The 21,303-nt window shown below is 42.8% G+C and carries 22 protein-coding genes, 1 tRNA gene and 5 pseudogenes; 7 read left to right on the forward strand and 21 right to left on the reverse strand.

Annotation, left to right across the window (positions count from 1 at the left end; translation table 11 throughout):
* The coding region (locus tag H525_RS0113410) for an integrase core domain-containing protein (protein ID WP_027416620.1) at window positions 1-252 on the forward strand (252 nt) is incomplete at its 5' end.
* A 158-nt stretch (window positions 253-410) separates the two neighbouring features.
* On the opposite strand, the gene H525_RS0113415 is transcribed toward H525_RS0113410, so the two are convergent.
* The 3 genes from H525_RS0113415 to H525_RS0113425 all read right to left on the reverse strand — a co-directional run bounded on the left by H525_RS0113415 (window position 411) and on the right by H525_RS0113425 (window position 3,185).
* Window positions 411-502 (reverse strand) — tRNA-Ser (locus tag H525_RS0113415).
* Window positions 503-711: 209 nt separating this feature from the next.
* Window positions 712-1,095 (reverse strand): oxidoreductase, encoded by a 384-nt coding sequence (locus H525_RS0113420; RefSeq protein ID WP_027416621.1) that lies wholly within the window; start codon window positions 1,093-1,095, stop codon window positions 712-714.
* A gap of 191 nt (window positions 1,096-1,286) precedes the next feature.
* A complete protein-coding gene (locus H525_RS0113425) occupies window positions 1,287-3,185 on the reverse strand; it encodes an OPT family oligopeptide transporter (RefSeq protein ID WP_051331033.1) in 1,899 nt (632 codons plus the stop codon).
* Window positions 3,186-3,439: 254 nt separating this feature from the next.
* Between H525_RS0113425 and ilvD the strand changes: the two genes are divergently transcribed.
* Window positions 3,440-5,116: a dihydroxy-acid dehydratase gene (gene ilvD, locus H525_RS0113430; protein ID WP_027416623.1), complete on the forward strand. Its 1,677-nt coding sequence runs from the start codon at window positions 3,440-3,442 to the stop codon at window positions 5,114-5,116.
* Window positions 5,117-5,204: 88 nt separating this feature from the next.
* Window positions 5,205-6,350: a L,D-transpeptidase gene (locus H525_RS24085; protein WP_051331034.1), complete on the forward strand. Its 1,146-nt coding sequence runs from the start codon at window positions 5,205-5,207 to the stop codon at window positions 6,348-6,350.
* A gap of 21 nt (window positions 6,351-6,371) precedes the next feature.
* On the opposite strand, the pseudogene H525_RS24090 reads toward H525_RS24085, so the two are convergent.
* The 8 genes and pseudogenes from H525_RS24090 to H525_RS29030 form a co-directional block, all read right to left on the reverse strand.
* Window positions 6,372-6,781 (reverse strand): annotated as a pseudogene (locus H525_RS24090) (LuxR C-terminal-related transcriptional regulator); the annotation flags it as partial.
* Between the two features lie 11 nt (window positions 6,782-6,792).
* Complete coding sequence (locus H525_RS0113445; RefSeq protein ID WP_081413403.1) at window positions 6,793-7,080, reverse strand: ATP-binding protein; 288 nt, start codon at window positions 7,078-7,080, stop codon at window positions 6,793-6,795.
* 234 nt (window positions 7,081-7,314) lie between these two features.
* Window positions 7,315-7,839 (reverse strand): PspA/IM30 family protein, encoded by a 525-nt coding sequence (locus H525_RS24095; protein ID WP_245590486.1) that lies wholly within the window; start codon window positions 7,837-7,839, stop codon window positions 7,315-7,317.
* Between the two features lie 78 nt (window positions 7,840-7,917).
* Complete coding sequence (locus tag H525_RS24100; protein ID WP_051331036.1) at window positions 7,918-8,355, reverse strand: LiaF transmembrane domain-containing protein; 438 nt, start codon at window positions 8,353-8,355, stop codon at window positions 7,918-7,920.
* Window positions 8,356-8,630: 275 nt separating this feature from the next.
* A complete protein-coding gene (locus H525_RS26405) occupies window positions 8,631-8,849 on the reverse strand; it encodes a FeoB-associated Cys-rich membrane protein (protein ID WP_081413404.1) in 219 nt (72 codons plus the stop codon).
* 24 nt (window positions 8,850-8,873) lie between these two features.
* Entirely contained in the window at window positions 8,874-10,883 is a 2,010-nt protein-coding gene (feoB, locus tag H525_RS0113465; protein WP_027416625.1) for a ferrous iron transport protein B, read from the reverse strand.
* Window positions 10,880-11,107 carry a FeoA family protein gene (locus H525_RS0113470; RefSeq protein WP_027416626.1) on the reverse strand — a complete coding sequence of 76 codons (228 nt, stop codon included), beginning with the start codon at window positions 11,105-11,107 and terminating at the stop codon, window positions 10,880-10,882. Before H525_RS0113470 ends, feoB begins: the two co-directional genes overlap by 4 nt.
* Before the next feature lie 230 nt (window positions 11,108-11,337).
* Window positions 11,338-11,466: a hypothetical protein gene (locus H525_RS29030; RefSeq protein WP_281172622.1), complete on the reverse strand. Its 129-nt coding sequence runs from the start codon at window positions 11,464-11,466 to the stop codon at window positions 11,338-11,340.
* A 261-nt stretch (window positions 11,467-11,727) separates the two neighbouring features.
* Here H525_RS29030 and H525_RS26410 point away from each other — a divergent pair.
* Window positions 11,728-12,099: pseudogene (locus tag H525_RS26410) on the forward strand (SDR family NAD(P)-dependent oxidoreductase); the annotation flags it as partial.
* A gap of 367 nt (window positions 12,100-12,466) precedes the next feature.
* On the opposite strand, the pseudogene H525_RS26415 reads toward H525_RS26410, so the two are convergent.
* The 3 genes and pseudogenes from H525_RS26415 to tnpA all read right to left on the reverse strand — a co-directional run.
* Window positions 12,467-12,637 (reverse strand): annotated as a pseudogene (locus tag H525_RS26415) (zinc ribbon domain-containing protein); the annotation flags it as partial.
* Between the two features lie 281 nt (window positions 12,638-12,918).
* Window positions 12,919-13,146, reverse strand: a complete 228-nt coding sequence (locus H525_RS26420) for a hypothetical protein (protein WP_081413406.1) — start codon at window positions 13,144-13,146, stop codon at window positions 12,919-12,921.
* A gap of 156 nt (window positions 13,147-13,302) precedes the next feature.
* Window positions 13,303-13,699, reverse strand: a pseudogene (gene tnpA, locus H525_RS26425) (IS200/IS605 family transposase).
* A gap of 149 nt (window positions 13,700-13,848) precedes the next feature.
* Between tnpA and H525_RS27365 the strand changes: the two are divergent.
* Window positions 13,849-14,190 carry a transposase gene (locus H525_RS27365; protein WP_027416628.1) on the forward strand — a complete coding sequence of 114 codons (342 nt, stop codon included), beginning with the start codon at window positions 13,849-13,851 and terminating at the stop codon, window positions 14,188-14,190.
* A pseudogene (locus H525_RS27370) lies at window positions 14,111-14,404 on the forward strand (transposase); the annotation flags it as partial. The gene H525_RS27365 and the pseudogene H525_RS27370, both read left to right, overlap by 80 nt.
* A gap of 159 nt (window positions 14,405-14,563) precedes the next feature.
* Here the strand turns inward: H525_RS27370 and H525_RS0113495 are convergent.
* The 7 genes from H525_RS0113495 to H525_RS0113525 all read right to left on the reverse strand — a co-directional run bounded on the left by H525_RS0113495 (window position 14,564) and on the right by H525_RS0113525 (window position 19,883).
* Window positions 14,564-15,100 (reverse strand): OsmC family protein, encoded by a 537-nt coding sequence (locus H525_RS0113495; protein WP_051331037.1) that lies wholly within the window; start codon window positions 15,098-15,100, stop codon window positions 14,564-14,566.
* A gap of 105 nt (window positions 15,101-15,205) precedes the next feature.
* Window positions 15,206-16,333 carry an MBL fold metallo-hydrolase gene (locus tag H525_RS0113500; RefSeq protein ID WP_051331038.1) on the reverse strand — a complete coding sequence of 376 codons (1,128 nt, stop codon included), beginning with the start codon at window positions 16,331-16,333 and terminating at the stop codon, window positions 15,206-15,208.
* A 119-nt stretch (window positions 16,334-16,452) separates the two neighbouring features.
* Window positions 16,453-16,896, reverse strand: coding sequence for a cyanase (gene cynS / locus H525_RS0113505; RefSeq protein ID WP_027416631.1), 444 nt, complete (start codon window positions 16,894-16,896; stop codon window positions 16,453-16,455).
* Window positions 16,897-16,903: 7 nt separating this feature from the next.
* Entirely contained in the window at window positions 16,904-17,338 is a 435-nt protein-coding gene (locus H525_RS0113510) for a DUF302 domain-containing protein (protein WP_081413407.1), read from the reverse strand.
* Window positions 17,316-17,705, reverse strand: a complete 390-nt coding sequence (locus tag H525_RS0113515; protein ID WP_027416633.1) for a hypothetical protein — start codon at window positions 17,703-17,705, stop codon at window positions 17,316-17,318. The genes H525_RS0113510 and H525_RS0113515 overlap by 23 nt, the downstream gene beginning before the upstream one ends.
* Window positions 17,706-17,752: 47 nt before the next feature.
* Window positions 17,753-18,673 carry a formate/nitrite transporter family protein gene (locus tag H525_RS24115; RefSeq protein ID WP_051331039.1) on the reverse strand — a complete coding sequence of 307 codons (921 nt, stop codon included), beginning with the start codon at window positions 18,671-18,673 and terminating at the stop codon, window positions 17,753-17,755.
* 130 nt (window positions 18,674-18,803) lie between these two features.
* The gene (locus H525_RS0113525) at window positions 18,804-19,883 is read right to left on the reverse strand and encodes an acyl-CoA dehydrogenase family protein (protein ID WP_027416634.1); all 1,080 of its coding nucleotides are present in this window, start codon (window positions 19,881-19,883) and stop codon (window positions 18,804-18,806) included.
* 364 nt (window positions 19,884-20,247) lie between these two features.
* Here H525_RS0113525 and H525_RS29605 point away from each other — a divergent pair, with 364 nt between their 5' ends.
* Window positions 20,248-20,802, forward strand: coding sequence for a CGNR zinc finger domain-containing protein (locus H525_RS29605; RefSeq protein WP_425387701.1), 555 nt, complete (start codon window positions 20,248-20,250; stop codon window positions 20,800-20,802).
* The last annotated feature ends 501 nt before the right edge of the window (window positions 20,803-21,303 follow it).

The following is a 21,303-nucleotide window of genomic DNA, read 5'->3' on the forward strand; positions in this document are numbered from 1 at the left end:
GACTACTTGGATTTGCTTTCGGAGCATCACGTGAACGTGTCGATGGATGGCAAAGGCCGCGCGCGGGACAACAGCCGTACAGAACGCTTCTTCCGCTCGCTCAAATACGAGTTGATCTATCTGAATGAATACGAGAATCCACGAGCGCTTCGTAGAGCAATCACGGCCTATCTAAGATTTTATCACACCGAACGCCCACATCAGGCGTTGGGGTATGCTACGCCAGAAGAAATCCATGCGCGGGTCGCTTAAATCGCGCCTGCGCCCCATTACAATCGAAGGAGGACATAACTTATTTTTTTCGAAATTGTGTCTTGACAATGGGGGGCATTACAATGAACCGTACGCTCTAGCCAGCTGAGCTACACCGCCATATTGGATTGTATTGCTTTAAAAACTGCGATCCCAGATGGCGGAGAGTGAGGGATTCGAACCCTCGCACGGTATAACCCGTCTACTCCCTTAGCAGGGGAGCCCCTTATAGCCTCTTGGGTAACTCTCCACGTACCATAACGAAGCTTATGATCACAGTGACTTCTAGAAAATATCACAGGTAAAACAAAAATGCAAGTCCCATTTTTGGTGAACTCTTCCCGAACTTTGCCTCCTCTTATTATAAGATTGCCGCTGATAAAGTTCGCATATATAAACGGTCCGGTATTCAGGAGAACGGCCAGACTGATTTTATTGTACCGCTTCATAAGATTTTTCTTATTTGTACTCCATTTCACTATGCTTCATCTTAACCAGATGCCCCTTAGACAGCGACATCATAAGTAAAGCAATTTTCTCATGCATGATAATCGTATGCTGATTGTGTGCTTCCTGCATATAATGGCGGAGTTCCTCGCGCACATTCGGTACGCCGGTCACTTCGATAATGATGTCAACCTCTTCCCCCTTTTCCACTAGCTTCATGTAGTTCGTTGTGGTTTCAATTCCTTTTTGACGGGCGATTTCCATTCCCGGTGCATTTTCATCCAGATCGGCAATGCCGATCACTTGAACAAATTCCGCATCAAGCAATTGTTTTAACAGTGGTGTTCCGGTTTCCCCCGCACCAATTATCACAATGGAAATTTTATCATTTTTCATCGTCTGGCTCCCCCTAAATACGTAAATGATATACGGCTATCCTGCGTTGCCTTCTATTGGATTCGACTCACAAATAGGTATTCCCTGTCAGGATTTGTGGCATTTTCGGGTCTTTTGTATCGTTACGGAGACAGACGAAAAGCCATATCTTTAACGATATGGCTTTAAGTATAGCAGTCTGGTTAAAAAAATCAGGAAGCTTTCCGCTGGTTGTTGCTAATAAAAATCAAAACGGCGGCAACGGCAAGAAAGGCAATCAAAGATACCCACGGGCTAAAGAACGGGTTGTCCGGCAATTTAAGACCGGCCGAAACCCCGAGCGCAATGATGATGCCCATCAGCGCTTCTCCCGCAATTAAACCGGATGAGAGAAGAATGCCGCGCTCCAATTTTCCTTTAAGAACCTCTTCGTTCTTTTCACGCCGCTCCATCCAGCCGCGAATGACGCCTCCGAGCATAATAGGTGTACTGAGGTGAATCGGAAGATAAAGGCCAACAGCAAAAGGAAGAGAACCAATCCCCATTAATTCAACAAGGCCGGCACACGCCATCCCGATAAAGATCAGGTTCCACGGCAAGTTTCCTTTCATAATCCCTTCAACGACCATCATCATTAAGGTAGCCTGTGGAGCAGGCAGATTCTTTGTTCCAAATCCATATGCGTTATCCAGCAGCATAAGCACAAGTCCGATCGTCAAGCTCGTAATAAAAACACCGTACATTAAAGCATACTGCTGGAATTTAGGGGTCGCCCCAACGAGGAACCCTGTTTTTAAATCCTGGGACGTATCTCCGGCCATTGCGGCAGCAATACAGATAACAGCCCCGATGGTAATCGCTACAATCATACCGCTTTGCCCGCTGAAGCCGATTACCTTCAAGATAACAGTGATAATAATTAAAGCCGCAATCGTCATCCCGGAAACAGGGTTGGACGAACTCCCTACAATCCCGACAATGCGGGACGATACCGTAACAAAGAAAAAGCCGAAAAGCATAACGAGCAGAGCACCAGAAATTCCGATGTTAATTTTCGGGAAAAACGCTAGCAGCGCAATTAAAATAACAACAAGACCGATAATGTATGGAATAGGCATATCCTGATCCGTACGCAGTACGGTTTGACTCCGCTCCTTGCTGCCGGAGAAACCCTTCAGCGCGATGGTAAAAGAAGAAACAATGGTTGGCAAGGATTTAACCAGGCTGACTATACCGCCGAATGCTACAGCCCCCGCGCCGATGTAGCGCAGATAGTTGCTCCAGATATCCCAGAAACCAAGATGGCTAATCGGGTCTTTCGCCGGAAAAATCGGATGCGTAACAAAACTTCCAAAATAACTGATTAACGGGATGATTCCCAACCAGCCGAGTACAGCACCTGCAAGCATAAATCCCGCTATACGCGGTCCAATGATAAAACCCACACCGAGCAGGGACGGAAGCGTATCCATTCCGACCGCTGCGTTTTTGAATCCGGGAATTTCCCATTCAATTTCAGACGGGAATGCTTTAATTCCGTCTTCAATTAGCTTAAATACCGCACCAAGCCCAAGGCCGCCGAAAACAAGCTTGGCAAGCCCTCCACCTTTTTCTCCGGCAATCAGCACTTCTGCACAGGCGGTTCCTTCCGGGTAAGGCAGCGTTTTATGTTCATTCACGATCAGCGCTTTCCGCAAAGGAATCATCATGATCACACCGAGTATCCCGCCGGCAAGCGCAATGATGCCGATTGTTGTAAGGCTGGGTTGAAGCTTCCAAATAAACAGGGCGGGAAGCGTAAAGATGACCCCTGCCGCAAGCGATTCCCCTACTGAAGTAATGGTTTGCACCATGTTATTTTCCAGGATAGAGCTTCTTTTCATAATTCCGCGCAGAATGGCCATTGAAATAACGGCTGCGGGGATAGAAGCGCTCACGGTCATCCCTACGATGAGACCAAGGTACGCATTCGCTGCACCAAATAAAATCGCGAGTACACCACCTAAAATAATCGTCGTCCATGTGAATTCCGGGCGTGTCTCATGGGCCGGTATGTATGGGATAAATTCCTGGTCAGGGTTGTTTGGATGTAAATTTTGTTTGTCCGCCATAATAAACCTCCCTTTTTTTGTTTTCCTATTCTGTTAGCTATTGTTTCCAACCATTGACGCTATACTCAAAAATTTCGCCCTTGCTGCAGCCTTTTCAGACTATGTTTCTACTGTAAACGAATTTTTGAAAAAATGTTATAGATAAACCGTTATTCACAATAGGAATAATTTTCAAAAATATACAAGCTGTTAAAATAATGATACAATAGTAAAAATCTAAGTAACCAGAATCAAGCAGGTGGAGGGATTAAACAGTGGCGAACTTACGAAGTGACATGATTAAAAAGGGGTTTGACCGGGCTCCGCATCGCAGTCTGCTGCGGGCTGCCGGGGTAAAAGAAGAAGATTTTGATAAACCATTTATTGCCGTATGTAACTCTTATATTGATATCATACCGGGTCATGTGCATCTTCAAGAATTTGGCAAAGTTGTAAAAGAAGCCATTCGTGAAGCGGGCGGGGTACCTTTTGAATTCAATACCATCGGTGTGGATGATGGAATTGCCATGGGGCACATCGGAATGCGCTATTCACTGCCGAGCCGGGAAATTATCGCGGACTCGGTTGAAACGGTGGTAGCCGCTCACTGGTTTGACGGGATGGTATGCATCCCTAACTGTGACAAAATCACACCGGGGATGATGATGGCTGCTATGCGCCTTAACATCCCAAGTATTTTTGTCAGCGGCGGTCCGATGAAAGCCGGCGTAACAAAAACAGGGAGAAAAATCTCCCTGACGTCTGTGTTTGAGGGTGTAGGGGCCCGCCAGGCGGGATTAATTGATGACGCGGGATTGGAAGAGCTGGAGCAGTACGGATGTCCAACCTGCGGCTCCTGTTCCGGAATGTTTACGGCCAATTCCATGAATTGCCTTGCTGAAGCGATGGGCATCGCTCTCCCGGGAAATGGAACGATCCTTGCCGTTGATCCGGAGCGGAAAGAGTTGGCCCGCCGCACAGCCCACCAGTTAATGGAGCTTATTAGGCTGGACATCAAGCCGCGCGACATCGTTACCGAGAAAACAATCGACAATGCATTTGCCCTCGATATGGCTCTAGGCGGTTCAACCAATACGGTTCTTCATACGCTCGCCATTGCAAATGAAGTGGGCATCAACTATTCTCTGGAGCGGATTAACCAGGTAGCGGAACGCGTTCCACACCTAGCCAAGCTTGCTCCTGCTTCAGATTGGCACATTGAGGATCTGGCTGAAGCAGGCGGGGTGAGTGCTGTGCTGCATGAGCTTTCTAAGAAGGAAGGCGCTCTCCACCTGGACTGCCTGACGGTTACGGGAAAAACACTAGGCGAAAATATTAAAGGCCACGAGATAAAAAATACAAATGTCATTTATCCGATAGATAAACCGCACACCGAAAAAGGCGGCCTCGCCGTTCTGTTTGGAAACCTTGCTCCTGACGGTGCCATTATTAAATCCGGTGCCGTGCAGGAAGGGATCACACGTCATGAAGGTCCAGCTATCGTTTTTGAATCCCAGGAAGAAGCACTTGAAGGAATAGCCAGCGGCAAAGTAAAAGAAGGCCACGTTGTGGTGATTCGCTATGAAGGTCCAAAAGGCGGACCCGGCATGCCGGAAATGTTGGCACCTACTTCACAAATTGTCGGCATGGGGCTTGGAACCAAAGTCGCGCTCATTACCGACGGCCGATTCTCCGGTGCTTCCCGCGGCTTATCCATTGGGCATATTTCACCGGAAGCGGCAGAGGGCGGACCGCTTGCATTCGTGGAAGACGGTGATCTGATTACGATTGATATCGAGTCACGCCAAATGAACGTGCATTTGTCAGATGAAGAACTTGCAAGCCGCAAAGCCAACTGGAAAGGATTCGAGCCCAAGGTAAAAACAGGCTATCTTGCCCGCTATTCTAAACTTGTTACATCAGCCAGCACCGGCGGTATTATGAAAATTTAGTTTTTTTCCGATAATAGAAAGGGACAGGGAGGATTTGGAACTTCCCTGTGCCCTTTTTTCTTTCCTAATGACTGGAGGGTAGTCGGAGATGGGACAAAAGATTGGGATAAAAACTTTGAAATGGGTGAGCATCCTGCTTCTGTTTTTTTACTTTCAGTTCTATCCACCTAAGCGTGCGTATGCTCCTGAGGCCGCGTCTTATCCTTTTTATGAGGTTATCGCCGTACCCGCCGGGAAAAAACCAGACCAGCTAACAACCGATTTGAAGAAATATATCCAAAAGCGGCACTACCCGGATGGAAAGATTCCCATTATTGTCGCTGTTCCGCAGGCTGTGGGGCTGCCCCTATATGAACCGCTCCCCTTCTATCAGCCTTCTTCGCTGCGGTACATCGCACGCAGCGGCGGCTCTTCTATTACTTTCTTTAACCCGGCGTGCGCCTGCGGGCAGGAACCAGAAATAAACAATGTGAAGCGGATGATAGCCTCACAGCGTACACGTCTTGAAGAAGCACTTGTCCTGCGCAGCGGCTTATATCATTACTATGTGTCCAAAGGCTCTTTGCCAGTAAGACTGCCAGAACTGCTTCGCCCTTTCCCGGGCAATTTTCTCTCGCAGCTCCCATCCGGCAAAGGAAACTTACTGCAGGAAACTCCCCAGATGAAAGAAGTACATCAACTAAAGCAGGGGTTTGTATACCGCCCCACTCTTTTTAACCCTGCCAGCTCCTGGGGCAGCCTACAAAAAGCAGTCAAACTATATCAGCTGGACGAACCAAATTATCAATTGGAACCTATCGAAATTAAAATCTATAAGCCTTCCTACCGTCTCTTGGTCTTGAGCGGCCGAAATATTGTCAGATCGTACCCGATTGGGCTCGGTGCCGAGAGCCGGACGCCAATCGGCGTTTATCATGTTGTGCTAAAAGTAAATCAGCCGCTGTCTAAAAGCAAAGTTTTCGGAACGCGTGGACTGGTTTTAAGCGATGAGAGGTATGCGGTACACGGCACGAACGACCCCACTTCCATCGGCAAAGCCGTATCAAAAGGGTGCATCAGGCTTTATAACAACGATGTGGAGGAACTGTTCAGCCTAGTCCCGCTAGGCACCAAAGTGACGATTTCAAAGGATAAGGCGCCTGCTTATGCAGGGGCAAACCCTGTGCCTCGCTTTGTTCTGCCCGTGAGGCCAGATGAACAAAACCCCCTCCGCGTTTACCATTGGAACCATTGATGGTAATGGGAAGGAGGTTTTTTATTGGGAAATTCCATGGCGGTGAGCATAAATGACCGCCTGTGTCCAGTCTTCCACATTCAATTTACTAAGGATATTGCTGACGTGGGTTTTTACCGTTTTAATGCCAATAAATAAATCGTTGGCAATTTCCTGATTCGATTTCCCCTGTCCGATGAGGGCCAGAACCTCCAGTTCCCGATACGTCAACTGCTCATGGGGTAGGGAATCATGGTGGCGAAAACGGGCCATCATTTTACCGGCGACCTGTGCTTCTAAAACGGGCTGGCCGCGGTACGCGGAACGGATTGCCTGAGCAATGTCTGAAGCGCTCGTGGTTTTAAGCAAGTAACTAAAGGCGCCCGCTTCAATCACCGGGTACACTTTTTCGTCATCATAAAGCTTGTCAGGACAATAACTTTGCCGTCGGGATGAACAGCGTTTATGTTGTGACAAGCGGTACAATCACTTCAATCATCGTCCCGTGTCCGGGCGATAAAGAAATGGTGAGGATACCGCCGATTTCTGCAACACGCTCCGTCATCAGGCTCATTCCGTAAGAGGAAGATTTCTTTTCGTTTCCTTCTAAAAAACCAATCCCATTATCTGAAATACGAAAATGAATATTGTGCTGGACCATAAAAAGTTTGACCTCAATCCGGCTTGCCTTCGCATGCCGCAGAGCATTGGAAATAGCCTCCTGCAGAATCCGGAAAATATGATCTTCGATTCCCTTTGGTAATTTTGACTACGGTTATGAAAAAGAAAAGATTAATGAACACGTTGAAAACGAGCTGTCCCGATTAAAGGCAGCAAAAAACGAAGCAGCCGGGATTGAACTGGCTAAAACGAACGAATAACGACTTGGACTAACAGCATAAACATCGTTGAGTCACCGATTCGCTTTATGATATTGTTTATCTAGCCATAGCATGGATTTGGACCGGCTATGGCTGTTTTTTCTTTAGACCGGGAGGTGAGAGATCGTGAAGAAACCTCGTGTGTTCACATATTTGTTGGGCATCATGATTATTCTTATCGGAATTGGAATCCTATTGAGTACATTAGGGATTAGCAGCTTCTTATTGCGCATTTCCTCATACTTGTCCTTAAGCTCCTGTAACTGCTGGCGTAAAACGCCTGTCTGATTTTTAACCGCTTCGTATTGAGCGCGGTATTCCTCGATTTTTGCTTCACAGATTTGTTTGTCCGCAAACGCGCGGCGTGCAATCGTGTCGTCCCCTGCATTTACTGCCAACTGTGCCTGGCGGGTGCGTTTCGCTATGCGGTGCTCCATCTCTTCCACAAGGCGGCTCCACCTTTGTTCGGCGGCGATTTGATAGGCAACCGCGGTCTGTGCGTTACTGAGCTCCTCCTCGATGTCACGCAGGAACTGGTTGAGCATCGTTACCGGAACTTCGATCTGGTCAAGGACTTCATTAATCGTAGCCATTGTAATATCCCGAACGCGTTTTAAAATTCCCAACATTCCTCCAGTACTTTTTCTTTTCACGTTTTTGCCTTGCATTGCATTGCATTGCGTTACATTGCCTTGTTTCACTTATATTTACAATGATTTTTTCGTGCGCTCTTCCCATTCGTCTAACTCATCGACAGGCCCCTGTCCTGTCACAGGATGATCAGCCTGTCCGGCAAAATGGTTGTGCGCCAGGCCTTCCACTGATGCGACCATCCCGGAATAACGTTGACCTTTAATCATCTTCCAGCCAGCGTATACCATGAATGCGGCGATAGCCAGGCCGATAATCACATGAAGCATACCGGTCAGCCAGAGCAAACCGAAAATGATCAGCAGGCCGCCTATGCCGCGTTTAAACCCGCTTTCCGATTTATGAAACATGCGCCAGCCCCGGTTGATGATGAAGCACGGAATGATGAGGGCGATGAGCCAGCCAATATGAATCCCCACCATGCCGAGCAGCATCAAAGCCCCGATCACCACAAGCACCATCCCAAATGTACCGGATCCTTTCCGCTTCCACATATATGTTCCTCCCTTATGTTACTGGTAATTTCCTTTTCTGACCCTATCTTAACCCGATGACTATTTTCAAAGAACTGGCTCCGGATTGGTTTTCATCTCCGTCTGCAGATGGAGACAGGTTCAGCCTGGCCGACGAAGAAAAGAAAAGGCGGTTGACATTTTTCGCCAACAGCCTCTTGCGCTATATATTAGATTCGTTTGACTTGTGCGGTTTATCCCAATATTGTCCGAGTTAAAACCGGAAATCGTCGCCTGGTTTGTGTTTGCCTATTTTTTTATCTATTCTCTACATATTTTTCATTCGAATGGACATCGGGATTCGCATAACGAGTGGACAAATCTACCTGTGCAGACGCCGTTTCACAGGCTGCTTGACAGCTCTTTTTCAACGAGCAGCCTGCACATTTCCCTTCTTTGCTTCTTTTTACAAAGCGAACGAGTGTCCATCCGGCATACCCAAAAATGAGAACCCCAAAGAGAATATTAAATACCATGCTAAACCCTTCTTTCGTTGCAGGTTAATGAAACCCGAAAAGCTTTCCGCCCTGATAAAAGATGAGGGCGATAATATAGGCAATCGCCAGCGCATACCCCATCGAAAACCACATCCACTTAAGCGAGGCGGTTTCTTTTTTGATAACCGCCACCGTTGCAAGACACGGAATGTAGAGCAACAGGAACACCATAAAACTATAAGCCTGAAGCGGAGTAAAAAAGCCTGCCATCATCCCTTGCAGCGTGTGCATATCGGGTGCAACATAGATAATGTTCATCGTTGAGACAACCACTTCTTTTGCGAGAAACCCGGTAAGAAGCGCCGCTCCGGCCTGCCATGTGCCAAAACCAAGCGGGGCCAGTACAGGTGCCAACGCACCGCCAATCATGGCAAGAAAGCTTTGGTTCATATTTACATTCAGGCCGCCGGGTCCGGCGTAACTTAAGAACCAGATGATAACAGAACCCCCGAATATGAATGTTCCCGCTTTTCTTACAAACCCTTTCCCTTTCTCCCACGTACTGCGCAACAATGTCCGCCACTGGGGAAAACGATACGGTGGAAGTTCAACGACGAACATAGAGTCTGATTGCTTAAATATCGTGGAGGAGAAAAGTTTAGCCAGAGAAAGGGCCACCATGATGCCGAGCACATACAATGAGAAAACAACAATGGCCTGATTATGGGCAAAAAAAGCTCCGACAAACAGACTATATACGGAAAGACGGGCCGAACAGGACATGAGCGGAGTGAGGATAATCGTTAACAACCGCTCGTTAGGCTGTTCAATCGTCCGTGCCGCCATGACTCCCGGCACATTGCAGCCGAAACCGATAATCATCGGAATAAACGCCTTCCCGTTAAGCCCAATCATCTCCATGAGCTTATCCATCACCATGGCAACCCGGGCCATATACCCCGAATCTTCGATAAACGAAATGAGGAAAAACAGGATGAATATTTGTGGCACAAATACGAGAACTCCTCCAACCCCCGCCACGATTCCCTGCAGAACGACTGCTTTAATGAACGCGGAAGCCCCGGCGGCAGTAAGTAAGGCTGTCAGCGTATTCGTGACAGGACCTGTTATAAAGGCATCCAGCATGTCTGACAGCGGACTGCCCAACCAATCAAACGTCAGCTTAAAAGTCAGATACATAAACAAAAGGAAGATAGGTACTCCCAGTACTTTATTGGTAACAATCTGATCGATCCGGTCTGATAAAGTATATTCTACATTTTTTGTGTGAGTCACACATTCATTCATAATATCCGTAATGAATTCGCTGCGCGCCCGACGAATATACTGCTGCAGCGATTTTGCAGACGCCTGAGCCAGAATGGCCTGTTCCGTTTGTGCGAATAATAACTGTAACTCAGCCGCATTCACATACTTCTCAAGAAGTTCACGAACGAGAACATTCCCCTCCAGAAATTGTAAAGCAAGCCAGCGTTTTGATTGTAAGGGAACATCATTTATTTTTGCCATTAATTCTGTTACTGCCCGCTCAAGCAAAGGGCCGTAGTCAATAAACAGCGGTTCCATTGTGTATTCTTTGACATCAGTAAACTTGCTGGCAAGTATGTCGCATCCGTTTCCGGTCCGAGCCCCAATAGGCACGACCGGTGTATGCAGCCGTTTCGACAATTTCGCCTCATCAATGACAAACCCTCTGCCCTTAGCAACGTCAATCATGTTCAGGCCAATCAGCATCGGTTTTCCGTATTCAAGCAATTGAAGTGTTAAATATAAATTTCGTTCGATTTGAGAGGCGTCTACAATATTGAGAATCAAGGAAAAATCTCCAGATAGAAGAAACTGGGTCGCAACTCCTTCATCACGTGACAGTGGGTTTAACGAGTAAATTCCGGGTAGGTCAATTAACTGGCCTTTTTTGTTTTTGAGGATACCGACCTTCTTCTCAACGGTTACGCCGGTCCAATTTCCGACATATTCATATGAGCCGGTCAAAATATTAAAAAGTGAGGTTTTTCCGGTGTTCGGATTCCCGGCTAAAGCAACGTTTATCATATGGCCTCAACCTGAATTCTTTTCGCTTCGCATCGGCGAATACCGATCCATTGTCCGCCCGACTCAATAGCAAAAGGACCCCCGAATGGAAGAATGCGTTTAATATTAATAATAGAACCTTCCATAATGCCTAAATCAATCAGGCGCCGGCGAACCATATCGCTCACGCTTCCGGTATCCAGAATTCTCGCTTTACTCCCCGGTTTAATATCTGTTAAAAACATGTCCCCTCACCTCTGCATAGATAACGATAATTATTATCAATTGATAGCCCTATTATATGAGATTAATTATCATTAGTAAAGAGAGGATTCTCGACAAATGTGTATAAAATGAGAATTATTTTCGGTCAGAAGTTTGAAAAAGTTTAAAATCCGATTTTTCCTACGCTAAGAAAAAAATCGGATTTTCATTCCCGGAAAAATATAGTGATTTGTGAACGTCTGCTTTTCTGTTATGCTGTCGTTTTATAGCTAGATACAGGTTTTTTACCAGGTTTAGGCTGCCAATTTTTCAACTTGTTTTTCAAGTAATCCTTTAAAAGGTCACGTTTCTTCTTTCGCCTTTTATCACGACTTTTCATGGAAAGTCACCACCTTTACGTTACTGAACACAGCCAGTTTACCTTTATTATAACTCTGCCAGCCGTTTTAATCTATATGTGCTTCGTTTCGCATATTGACAGCTACAGTTCGATGCGTCTTAGCATATCTTTACAGACAATATGAAATCTATTAAAAACCACATCTGCAGAGGTTTTTTTGATTTTATAGTAAATTTTATACACCTTTACCGATGGTTTTGGTATGATAATTCTTGAGGTAGAGATGATAGCCATAAAAAGTTTGAATATGTCCGTGTATTGAGTAAACATCAAAATAAACATTTGGCCATCCCCGCTAATGTTTCCGAAGAAAAGGAAGTCAGATCTTTAGTTGATCAGGTAGTTTCTCACTTCGGTCGAATTGATGTGGTGATCAACAATGCGGCTGTATTTGAACACATCTCTGTCACTGATACCAGTCTGGAGTCGTGGAACGATCAATTCAAAAATAATTTGACCAGCACCTTTTTAGTAAGTAGAAAGTGTCTTCCTATGCGAAAACAGAAATCGGGTCAAATCATTAATTTAACATCCGGACTGGCCAGGACAGGAGCAAACGGATTTGCTGCCTATCATTTCACTGGATCATTTTCTCTAGGACTTATAATTTAAGGACCTTAAGAGGCATGTCAGGCGTGATTAGTCGGTATGCCTCTTTTCTCGTTTGATATACCCAAATAATGCAATCCCCTCTTAACTTTAAATCGTCAAGAAGGTTTTCTCATATACTAACTGTAAGGAATTACTATCTGCGATAAATTTCCTTTCCATTTATGTCCAGGAAAATCATTTCTTTTAATTGTTCTTTACGTGGTGAAACATTTGACACTCCAACAGCTAAAGCCGATGGGATTCTTGGGTGGTAGTCGGAAGTGCATTTCTACTATCCGTAGTTCCTCCAAGATAAGGGATGTGTCATCACCCCGTCCTATACAATTATTCTCGTACTTGTATAGGCGGTATCGCTGTTACCACGATACTAGGCAGATATCCCACTAATTGCTGTGGCTATATTGATTGCACCGTTCAAGTCGGCGTGGATGATATCACCACATTGTTTACAACAGAAAATTGTTTTGTTTCGGTTAGCTTTCTCGCGATGACCACACTTGCAGGTTTGGCTTGTGTATTTGGGATTTACTAATTTAACCACTTTTGCTGATAGGAGTGAACGACAACCGGCACACCTATCCGTTTTTCAAGCGTAGGAAAGGATACAAGGTCCCATTCGTATTTGTGTTACCTTTTGTCATATGTGTATAGAGTGTTTATTTGGCTTTCGTTGATTTATGCAGTTCAAGTTTCAGTGTGATCGTTTGCTCCAAAGAGTTCACCTATATTTCTTTAAGATTTTTCTCACATATATCTCATGAGATGTGCACTACAGAAAGTCATATAGACTTTGATCGAGTTCCATTTCCAACTCTTCGTTTAATTCATTTCCATCTTCATTATAAAGTTGAAAATGGTTGTATTTCCATCATTAAACCTTTCTTCCAATAAGTTTTTAAAACTAATCCAATGTTTTCCGAAATTAAATGTATAAGTAAGAGTCCACTGAATGGTATAGATATTATCTAATAATTCTTCTAAAGTATAAGAGTACCACTTTTTATCTCCTCGATCAGAAACGATCGCTTGAAACTCATCCACGCTCATTATCTCTACTTCTCCTGAATAGTCATAACAGATTTTGTCTTTAATAAATGTGGAAATGGTTCTTCTCTTCTCACCCACTGTAAGGGGGGTGTTGCTCAATTATTTCCATTAACATATTAGAAATTGACAATAAAATCTCTCGGTTTTCCATACCATTCATCCCCTTGTTTTTTGTTGTTCGACATATCGTTTTATCGTTTCACTTGATACGTTTCCTGCGGTAGAAACGAAATAGGAGCGTGTCCATAGGCTTGGCAAATGCTGAAGATGCTTATACTCTTCTCTCAGCCGCTTAGAAGTTATTCCTTTAATTTTTGCCATAATATCAGCAGGACTAAGTGTAGGTAGAGCATTTAAAAAGAGATGAGCATGGTCTTTATCTGTTTCAATGGCGATGATTTGAATGTCTAGCTCATCGCATATGTCTCTAACTATTTCCTTGAACGTTGTTCGACTTCTGTTTTAAGAAATATCTTCTTTCGATAACGAAGACAAAAAAAAAGTGATAGTTAATGAGTGATACGGTTGTGTGGTTTTTTCTATAATTAACCATAGCCTAATTATATCAGTTTAGATAATTAGGGCTTGCTGAATAATAAAAAAATCCAGTATTCACAAGGGTTTTCTAACGTTTATCACGAATTCATGTGCATGGATCTTGTAGGATTCCCTCGAAAAACCTTGCACGTGGAGTGTGTGAATGTGTATAAAATGACCGAAAATCAGCTCATCCTACCCGATGATTTCTTTCTGCCCTTTGGCGGAAAATTGAATAAAGATATCCGTTGGGTGACGTTAGCGGGCCTCGTTCCCTGGTGGAAAGCGAAAGAGAAATATGCCAAGCCATTCAAAAAGACATTCAAAAAGACATTCAAAGGGCAAAAGGCCTTTTCCGTTCGCATCGCACTCGGATCCCTAATCATCCAACAACGTCTGGGTCTAAGCGACCGGGAAACCGTACAGAGGCATCCGTCTAAGCGGACCGCAGCTCGGTCGTCCATCGAAGAAAGAGCAGACGGAGCAAAAACGGCTGGCACAACGTGATGCGTCGGAGCGCAATGCCATTGAAGGCAAATTCGGCGAAGGCAAGCGCACCTATGGGCTGGGCCTTATTCAAACGCGCCTTCAACAAACAAGCGAAACCGTCATTACGCTGCAACTGCTCGTCATGAACCTGGAGCGGCGATTACGGCTTTTCTTTTTTGTATTTTTCAGATCGTTTATGCCTAGCTTTTTACGAGTGGAATCTATGGGGTAATGAATCGTTCAGCAAGCCCTATTTCTGTAGTGTTAATGTTTTTTTCTAGTAGGTACAGTGAAGATAAACCTGTGTACATACTCCCTCCTCTCTCATTCCACAAAAATCAATCCTCTTTTTCGGGAAAATCACTCATTCCCAAAAAAGAGGATTAGTTAGTTATTGCTGAGGATTTAACTCTGCTACTAAATTGACATTGTTACGGATGGTGTTAGCCACAGGAGACCATTTTAACACCTTCTCCTGTATATGTTTCTCTTGCTCAGGAGTGAGGTTACCTTTAACAAATGCTTTTACGCGAATTTCTGTGAAACCAGCCACCCGATCTTCCGGCGTATCAGCTACCCCCCATACCGGCGAAATATCAATGTCTCCTTCTAGTTCCAAGCGAAGCTCTTCCAAAGGAATACCGATTGCTGTTGCATTCGCCATATATCCTACCGCCAAACAAGCCCCTAGAGCGGCTAATACATGTTCAGAGGGGTTAGGAGTAGAATTCGTTCCAAACAAGTGACAAGGTTCATCAATAATAACCGGGTCTAGATCTCGAACATACGTATAATTTAAAAATCCACCCTTACATACGGTTGTCGCTTTGGAAACCAATTTATAATTTTCCGGTTGGTTTTCTGCCTTTTGAGCCATTTCTTTTAATCCAACTACATCGATTTGTTCTAGCATTTTCATTTGTGTCATTTTTTTCCTCCATAATAAATTTAATTTTTGGATATTTAAATCTAGTTTTATTATAACCGCCAAAAGTTATTATGTCCAATATTTTGTTTTATTTTTACATATTAATTATTTACTTTCAACAGAACAAAGATTTGGACCTATTTCTAGCTCGATTTGTTCATTTGGATTAGCTTCGTATTTCCCTTGGTTAATCTTAGTGATTAGATCGAAATTAGGCGGTGTTTCACCAAGACGGCTAAGAATACTGCAAATAAATTCCTTTTTATTTTGCACATTCAACAGATCCGTTTTATGTTTAATATGAGCAAATGACTCGCCAATAAAGCCATGTCCATTTATTTCGGATATTCGAGAGAAATGGCCAGGTAGTATCATGAGTTCATCCTTTAACGGATTTAATATTTTGGTAACTGTCTGGAAAAGAATTCCTGACATTTCTTCCGCACGTCCTTTTAAATCGGGTCGTCCGATACCATTGACGAACAAAGTGTCACCTGATAATAAAAACGCGCCGTCCAAAAGCAAACACATACTGGAAATAGTATGCCCAGGTGTTTTTATACTGATAAGTTCCAGATTTCCGTTTCCAAAGCAAAAGATCCTCCGATCTTTAAGCGAGGAATACTCCCGCAAAGAACCTTTCATTTCTTCTTCCGGAATCCAATACTCAGCACCAGAAACATCCGCCAAGGCTCTTCCTCCGGAAATATGATCAGCATGAAGATGTGTATCGATTACATGTCGAATAGAAACATTTAATTTAGTCGCCAAATCTTGATAAATACCAATATGTCGGCTAGGATCGACCACCACCGCCTCGTTTCCCGATACAATTAAATAGGAAAGGCAACCTTTTGCCGGGCGAATAATCTGATAAAGTTGTATCGAATCATTACAATATACAGCGATGGTTTCATAAAAGTCGGACCACTCCTGCATACCACCTGATAAGTAGACCACATCATATCCAAGATTTTCAAGAATAGATGCTGTTTGATTAGCCACTATCCCTTTCTCACAAACCGCTACTACAGTTTGGTCACGAGGGATTAAATCGATCACAGCAGATCCTAATTCTTTGACTTTAATATGCTGTAGATTCATCGTAATGGCATGTTTCCCCTCAATATGCCATTTCTCATATGCCGATGAAGCTCTTATATCCAAAATCAGCACTCCTTTTTCGGAATCCATTAATTCTTTCAACTGTTTAGCGTTGATTGCTGTTGCCATAGCCATTCCTCGCTTTTCTGTGTTACTTATTGATATTGATGAATAATTGAGCCATTTCTTTTAATCCAACTACATTTGTTCTAGCATCAAGGTTTATTCCATGTTTTACTTCCTCCCTACTAAAATTTTTTATATGGTAAGAATTTACCATCCAACGTAATAACTACCCGAGCACCTTGCGGATCTTCTTTTTTCGCCATATCCATTTTGAAATCGATGGCACTCATGATTCCATCACCAAACTTTTCATGAATTAATGCTTTGATCGCTTCTCCATATACTAAAATAAGCTCATAGAAACGGTAAATGGTTGGATCTGTTGGTGGCAATGAGACAGATGTACCACGATAAGGAATTGTCTGCAAGAAAGTACCTACTTCCTCCGGCAAATCAAGAAGTTTGACCACGGCTTCGGCCTCTTGGGCATTCATAGTTTGTTGTCCCATAAGTGCTGCAGTCGTCCACACTTCTGATCGTTCCACTGCTTCTGCTATTTCCGAAAAAGTCAATCCTTTTAGTTGTTTAGCTTTTAGAATCACTTCTACTGTGTTATTAGCTATCATTTTTTCGTTACTCCTCCCATTTATGATTATGAATGGATTGATCCACAAGTTTATGAAGGGTCCGATTGATTTCCTGAGCCCACTCACGAAGTTCCGCAACTTTCTCAATATACTGTTCGAAAAGGCGTTCAATATCACGAAAGATGACATAACTCCCTTGTCCTGATTCAGCTTGGATTACTGCAATCCTTAGTGGAATGTCAATTGCGGCGCAGGGCAATTTTTCTAGTAGTTTTGAACCTATACGAGGATTTCCAAACATGATGGTAAAAGCAGGATATGAAAACACTTGAAGTGCATTCATATCCGCTTGATGATCCACTACAGCGTAAATGTTGATCTGTTGTTCTTCCAGTCTCCTACAAATGCGATGTGCAATTTCCATAGGCTCTTCTTTGATAAACGTACTGATCAAAGAATCAAACATAGGTAGAACTTTCATTGTTCTGGCCCTTTCTTAAATATTTGTTTTTACATGTACTTTTCAATCCCAATACTTGATCCAGTGAAATAATTCCAACGGAACCCTCTTGATCCTTGACGTAAAGGTATTCCTCCGAATGTTTTAGAAAAAGGGGATATACTACCTCCACAGATTCATCCGCTTCGACAACTATTTTCGTTTTATCCGGAGATACTCTAGTAGGAGTCATTACATCTCTGATCTTCATCGACTGTCCCTTGGATAAATCACCTTCAGGAAACTGGGGATAACGAATCTGAAACAATTTGATGGCAACAACAATAATGATGTTCACTCCAATGAATATCCCCCATACAACAGGATTCCAAATCGTGTAATCTTCCATATTCCGCCTCCTTTTTATTACATTTAATATTATGAATATACGATCTCTTAGGAACGGATCTTGATTATTTTATAGAGCAACATGATTTTTCGGGGATCACTAATAAAATGAAAGATCGTTGCTACAAAAAGAACTCCACCTATAAAATTACCCATTAAAGTTAGAATTTGATTATATGCCCATCCGTATCTGCCAAACCCCCAATGAAGCCATGCTGTTGGTCCTGCTTCCGTTAAAGCTATATTTGTCAAATGGGTAAATTCGTGCTGCATAAATAGCGGTAACGCAATAAACCCAATATTTGCAATGGCATGTTCGGTCATACTACCAACGAAAGCAAAGGGTCCATAATAGGCTGCTATCATCTTTCCTGTATCAGACCTTGCTTTTAAGTACAGAAACATGGAGGTTTGCAGGAACCAGGTACACAATATACCTAGAACAAATATGGATAACCCACTCATTCCAGTCTTGGATACGGCAATGGCGTGTGCCCTCAAAACAAAAATACTTTTGTCGAAAGGGCCCCCAGCAAGAGCAAGAAGGGACATAAAGGAGAGACTTCCCACAGCATTACCGATATATCCTGCTATGACAAACACTGCATACTGTAAAAGAGTGATCCTTTTGTGAAATACCCCGATAATTCCTAAAGCCATTTCTGCTGTAATTAAGGACATACCGGACAACATAATAGCAATCAATGAAAAGCCAAACACGATGCCCATGATCAAATTCTGCAAACCGGGTATAGGTATTCCTACTGAGACAGAAAGGGACAACGTTGCTCCGAAAGCCACTATAGCTCCACCAGAAAAAGCATGCAGAAAGAAAGCAAATGGCCGTTTTTTCAACATCTCCCATTTCGATTGGCTGATATTAGCCGCCTGAAACATAGTTTCCTCCACAGTATAAGGTCCCATTTCAACAGAATGATGTAAGATTGGGACTTCCATTTCTTTTTTCACACGTTTCCTCCCTTCGTCCTCAACAAACAGGATCAGTATTTCTATGACTGTGCTGTGCTTTAATAGTTGAAATAGTAATAGTTTATCAAATCAATTGATACTAAAATTCAAACGAGAATTAGAATTGACTTTAACTGAGTACTGAATTGCGCTCATGAAGCAGTCTCTTCAAGTGTTTAATCGCTGGAGTTACCACGGCGATAAATAAAGCTTCACGCAACCTCCTCATACAATCAGATTTACGGAAATACCCTGCTGCCCCTTGATATAAAACCGCTGTTTCAGTTGCCTTTAACGCCAACTCAGCTGTTTGTAAACGAATTTGCACTGCTGAAATAAAGTCTTCATCTTTAGAGGATCCGGATAGTAAATATGCTTTTTGCTGAAGTGCTGTGACTTGATCTAGTATTTGACTAGGGCAAATATCCATATATCTATTGGTTCCATTCTGCTTGTTCATGGCTTTGAGCATTGTATCTACTGATGCTTGCACCAATCCTAATCCCATACCGACTTGAGTTAATACGAAACTGGAACGAATCATTGGAATGAATTGATCAGCTGAATCAGAAATGATGAATTCATTTGGAATGAATACATCATTAAATCGGCAGGTAAATGATCGCGTTCCGTTCAAACCTGAGAAATCCTTATGTTCTGTCATGGAAAGTCCTAAAGAATCGCAATCAACCATTGTAAAAATTCGCTGTTTCTCATTTACTTGAGCAATGATACCAAACCAATGTCCGGGACCCACATTAGAAACGTAAGGGGTGACTCCACTGATTTTATATCCTTTGTCAACCCTTTTGGCTTTCAGACGAATCGGTTCCATTCCAGCATAATATTTCATGGGATTTGACAATCCAGTACCTGCTAACACTTGACCGTCTTCCAGTAAAGGAAGCAATTTTTTCTTTAAATATTCATTGTTAGAATTCAATACAAAAGATATGGCGGTAGTATGACACCAAATAAGAAATGAGGTAGAAACGCAATATTTAGCTGATAATTCAATTAATTCAAGTCTTTTTGATAATGCATCCTGTTCACTTAATCCTGAAACTTGGAAGGCCCCCAACTCGCCTAACCCTCTCATTATGGACTCCGGATAATATCCTTCCTCATCAACAATACATGCAACAGAAACTAATTCCTTCTTTAAAAAATTCTCATACAATTTCATTTCATTCAGATTCATCAATGACATTTTCGTATCCCACCTTTCTTCTTGATGAGCTAATAAAAACCTAACTTTAATATGTCATTTTTACTTACAAACATAAGTCATACTTTATAAAAACACCTCCAAAAAATAATTTTTTTTAAAAATTTTACTATACATGTTATTTTAAATAACACGAATTGTCTTATTATTGCTTAATTTATACCATAATAACCATCTATCAGTCAATAGATGGTTATAAAATTGTTAGATTATATGACATTCTTTTTTGCATTAAAAGTACCTATAGCGCGTCACTATAGGTACTTGGTTTTTTACTAACTATATTCTATAATTTTATAAGTAAAGGACATTTTGCTGGTTAGGAGTTGATTTTATTAGTAATCATCTGAATTTTGTCTTCGTTGGAGGAGACGTTTCTGTAGATTTTTCTAACACCATTAAAATAGTTAATGGCTCAAAGACAGACTTACTTGCATCCCCAAGTTCCTTATACAACTGGACTCAACAACTTGAATTGGATATTCCTTACGAATCACTAGATGTCAATTTTCAGTATTTTAAATCCCTACGAAATTTGATTCACAACTGTTTTCAAGACTTTGCATACAAACGGAAAATCAATAAGGAACACTTGAATAAGTTTAACGACTTCATACGACAATTTGATATTCATCCGAATATTCTTCCTGGACTTCCAATGTTTCCTTCATTATCATATGAATCGAAACAAATAGATTCCCCGCTACTTCATCATATCGTTAAATCTTTTTTGGATGTCATTACGGATGAATATACTTTAGATCGGTTAAAACCGTGCGAGAATGATGAATGTGTGCTGCTCTTCGTCGATAAATCCAAAAATAAAGCCCGCAGATGGTGCAGCATGACCACGTGTGGTAATAAAATTAAGGCTTCTCGATTTTATTATCGTAAGCGTTAGCATACATAAACATAGTCCTACTTGATAAAGGGTGGGGCTATGTTTATTTTAGGGGAAACAATAATCCTTAATGTTGTGTTAGCGTTAGCTGATAATCATTAAATATTTAGGTCAACATCGAGAGAGTAATGCTAAACCAACCCGCAATGACAATGACATAAGAGACTGACCCAAACCCCATAGCTTAACAGCTACCACGATGAATGATTACTAACTCTATCAGAACAAAACGTGTAGAATAGTAGCGATTGTGGTATAGTAATGCCAAAAAGAGGTAATGACCTATGCCAAAGAATAAATATCCCGTTAGCCTGACTGCCGAAGAGCGAGAAACGTTGAGGGCATTTGTCTCTAAAGGAAAGGCCGCCGCACGATTGATCCTGCGCGCATGTCCTGCTTCTGGCTGACGAACATCGTCCGGGTGGAAAGATGAAGGATAAAGAGATTGCGAGCCAGTTGCATGTTCATGTCAATACGATCTTGAACATTCGCAAAACCTAC

Source organism: Aneurinibacillus terranovensis DSM 18919 (genome assembly GCF_000430625.1).
Lineage (GTDB): Bacteria > Bacillota > Bacilli > Aneurinibacillales > Aneurinibacillaceae > Aneurinibacillus_B > Aneurinibacillus_B terranovensis.

Bases quoted from the DNA above. Each gene is read 5' to 3' on its own strand.
- H525_RS0113420 (WP_027416621.1), bottom strand. From the start codon at position 1,095: ATGAAAAATGATAAAATTTCCATTGTGATAATTGGTGCGGGGGAAACC.
- H525_RS0113425 (WP_051331033.1), bottom strand. From the start codon at position 3,185: ATGGCGGACAAACAAAATTTACATCCAAACAACCCTGACCAGGAATTT.
- H525_RS24085 (WP_051331034.1), top strand. From the start codon at position 5,205: ATGGGACAAAAGATTGGGATAAAAACTTTGAAATGGGTGAGCATCCTG.
- H525_RS24095 (WP_245590486.1), bottom strand. From the start codon at position 7,839: ATGTTGGGAATTTTAAAACGCGTTCGGGATATTACAATGGCTACGATT.
- H525_RS24100 (WP_051331036.1), bottom strand. From the start codon at position 8,355: ATGTGGAAGCGGAAAGGATCCGGTACATTTGGGATGGTGCTTGTGGTG.
- H525_RS26405 (WP_081413404.1), bottom strand. From the start codon at position 8,849: ATGGTATTTAATATTCTCTTTGGGGTTCTCATTTTTGGGTATGCCGGA.
- feoB (WP_027416625.1), bottom strand. From the start codon at position 10,883: ATGATAAACGTTGCTTTAGCCGGGAATCCGAACACCGGAAAAACCTCA.
- H525_RS0113470 (WP_027416626.1), bottom strand. From the start codon at position 11,107: ATGTTTTTAACAGATATTAAACCGGGGAGTAAAGCGAGAATTCTGGAT.
- H525_RS29030 (WP_281172622.1), bottom strand. From the start codon at position 11,466: ATGAAAAGTCGTGATAAAAGGCGAAAGAAGAAACGTGACCTTTTAAAG.
- H525_RS26420 (WP_081413406.1), bottom strand. From the start codon at position 13,146: ATGAGCGTGGATGAGTTTCAAGCGATCGTTTCTGATCGAGGAGATAAA.
- H525_RS0113495 (WP_051331037.1), bottom strand. From the start codon at position 15,100: ATGACACAAATGAAAATGCTAGAACAAATCGATGTAGTTGGATTAAAA.
- H525_RS0113500 (WP_051331038.1), bottom strand. From the start codon at position 16,333: ATGGCAACAGCAATCAACGCTAAACAGTTGAAAGAATTAATGGATTCC.
- cynS (WP_027416631.1), bottom strand. From the start codon at position 16,896: ATGATAGCTAATAACACAGTAGAAGTGATTCTAAAAGCTAAACAACTA.
- H525_RS0113510 (WP_081413407.1), bottom strand. From the start codon at position 17,338: ATGAAAGTTCTACCTATGTTTGATTCTTTGATCAGTACGTTTATCAAA.
- H525_RS0113515 (WP_027416633.1), bottom strand. From the start codon at position 17,705: ATGGAAGATTACACGATTTGGAATCCTGTTGTATGGGGGATATTCATT.
- H525_RS0113525 (WP_027416634.1), bottom strand. From the start codon at position 19,883: ATGTCATTGATGAATCTGAATGAAATGAAATTGTATGAGAATTTTTTA.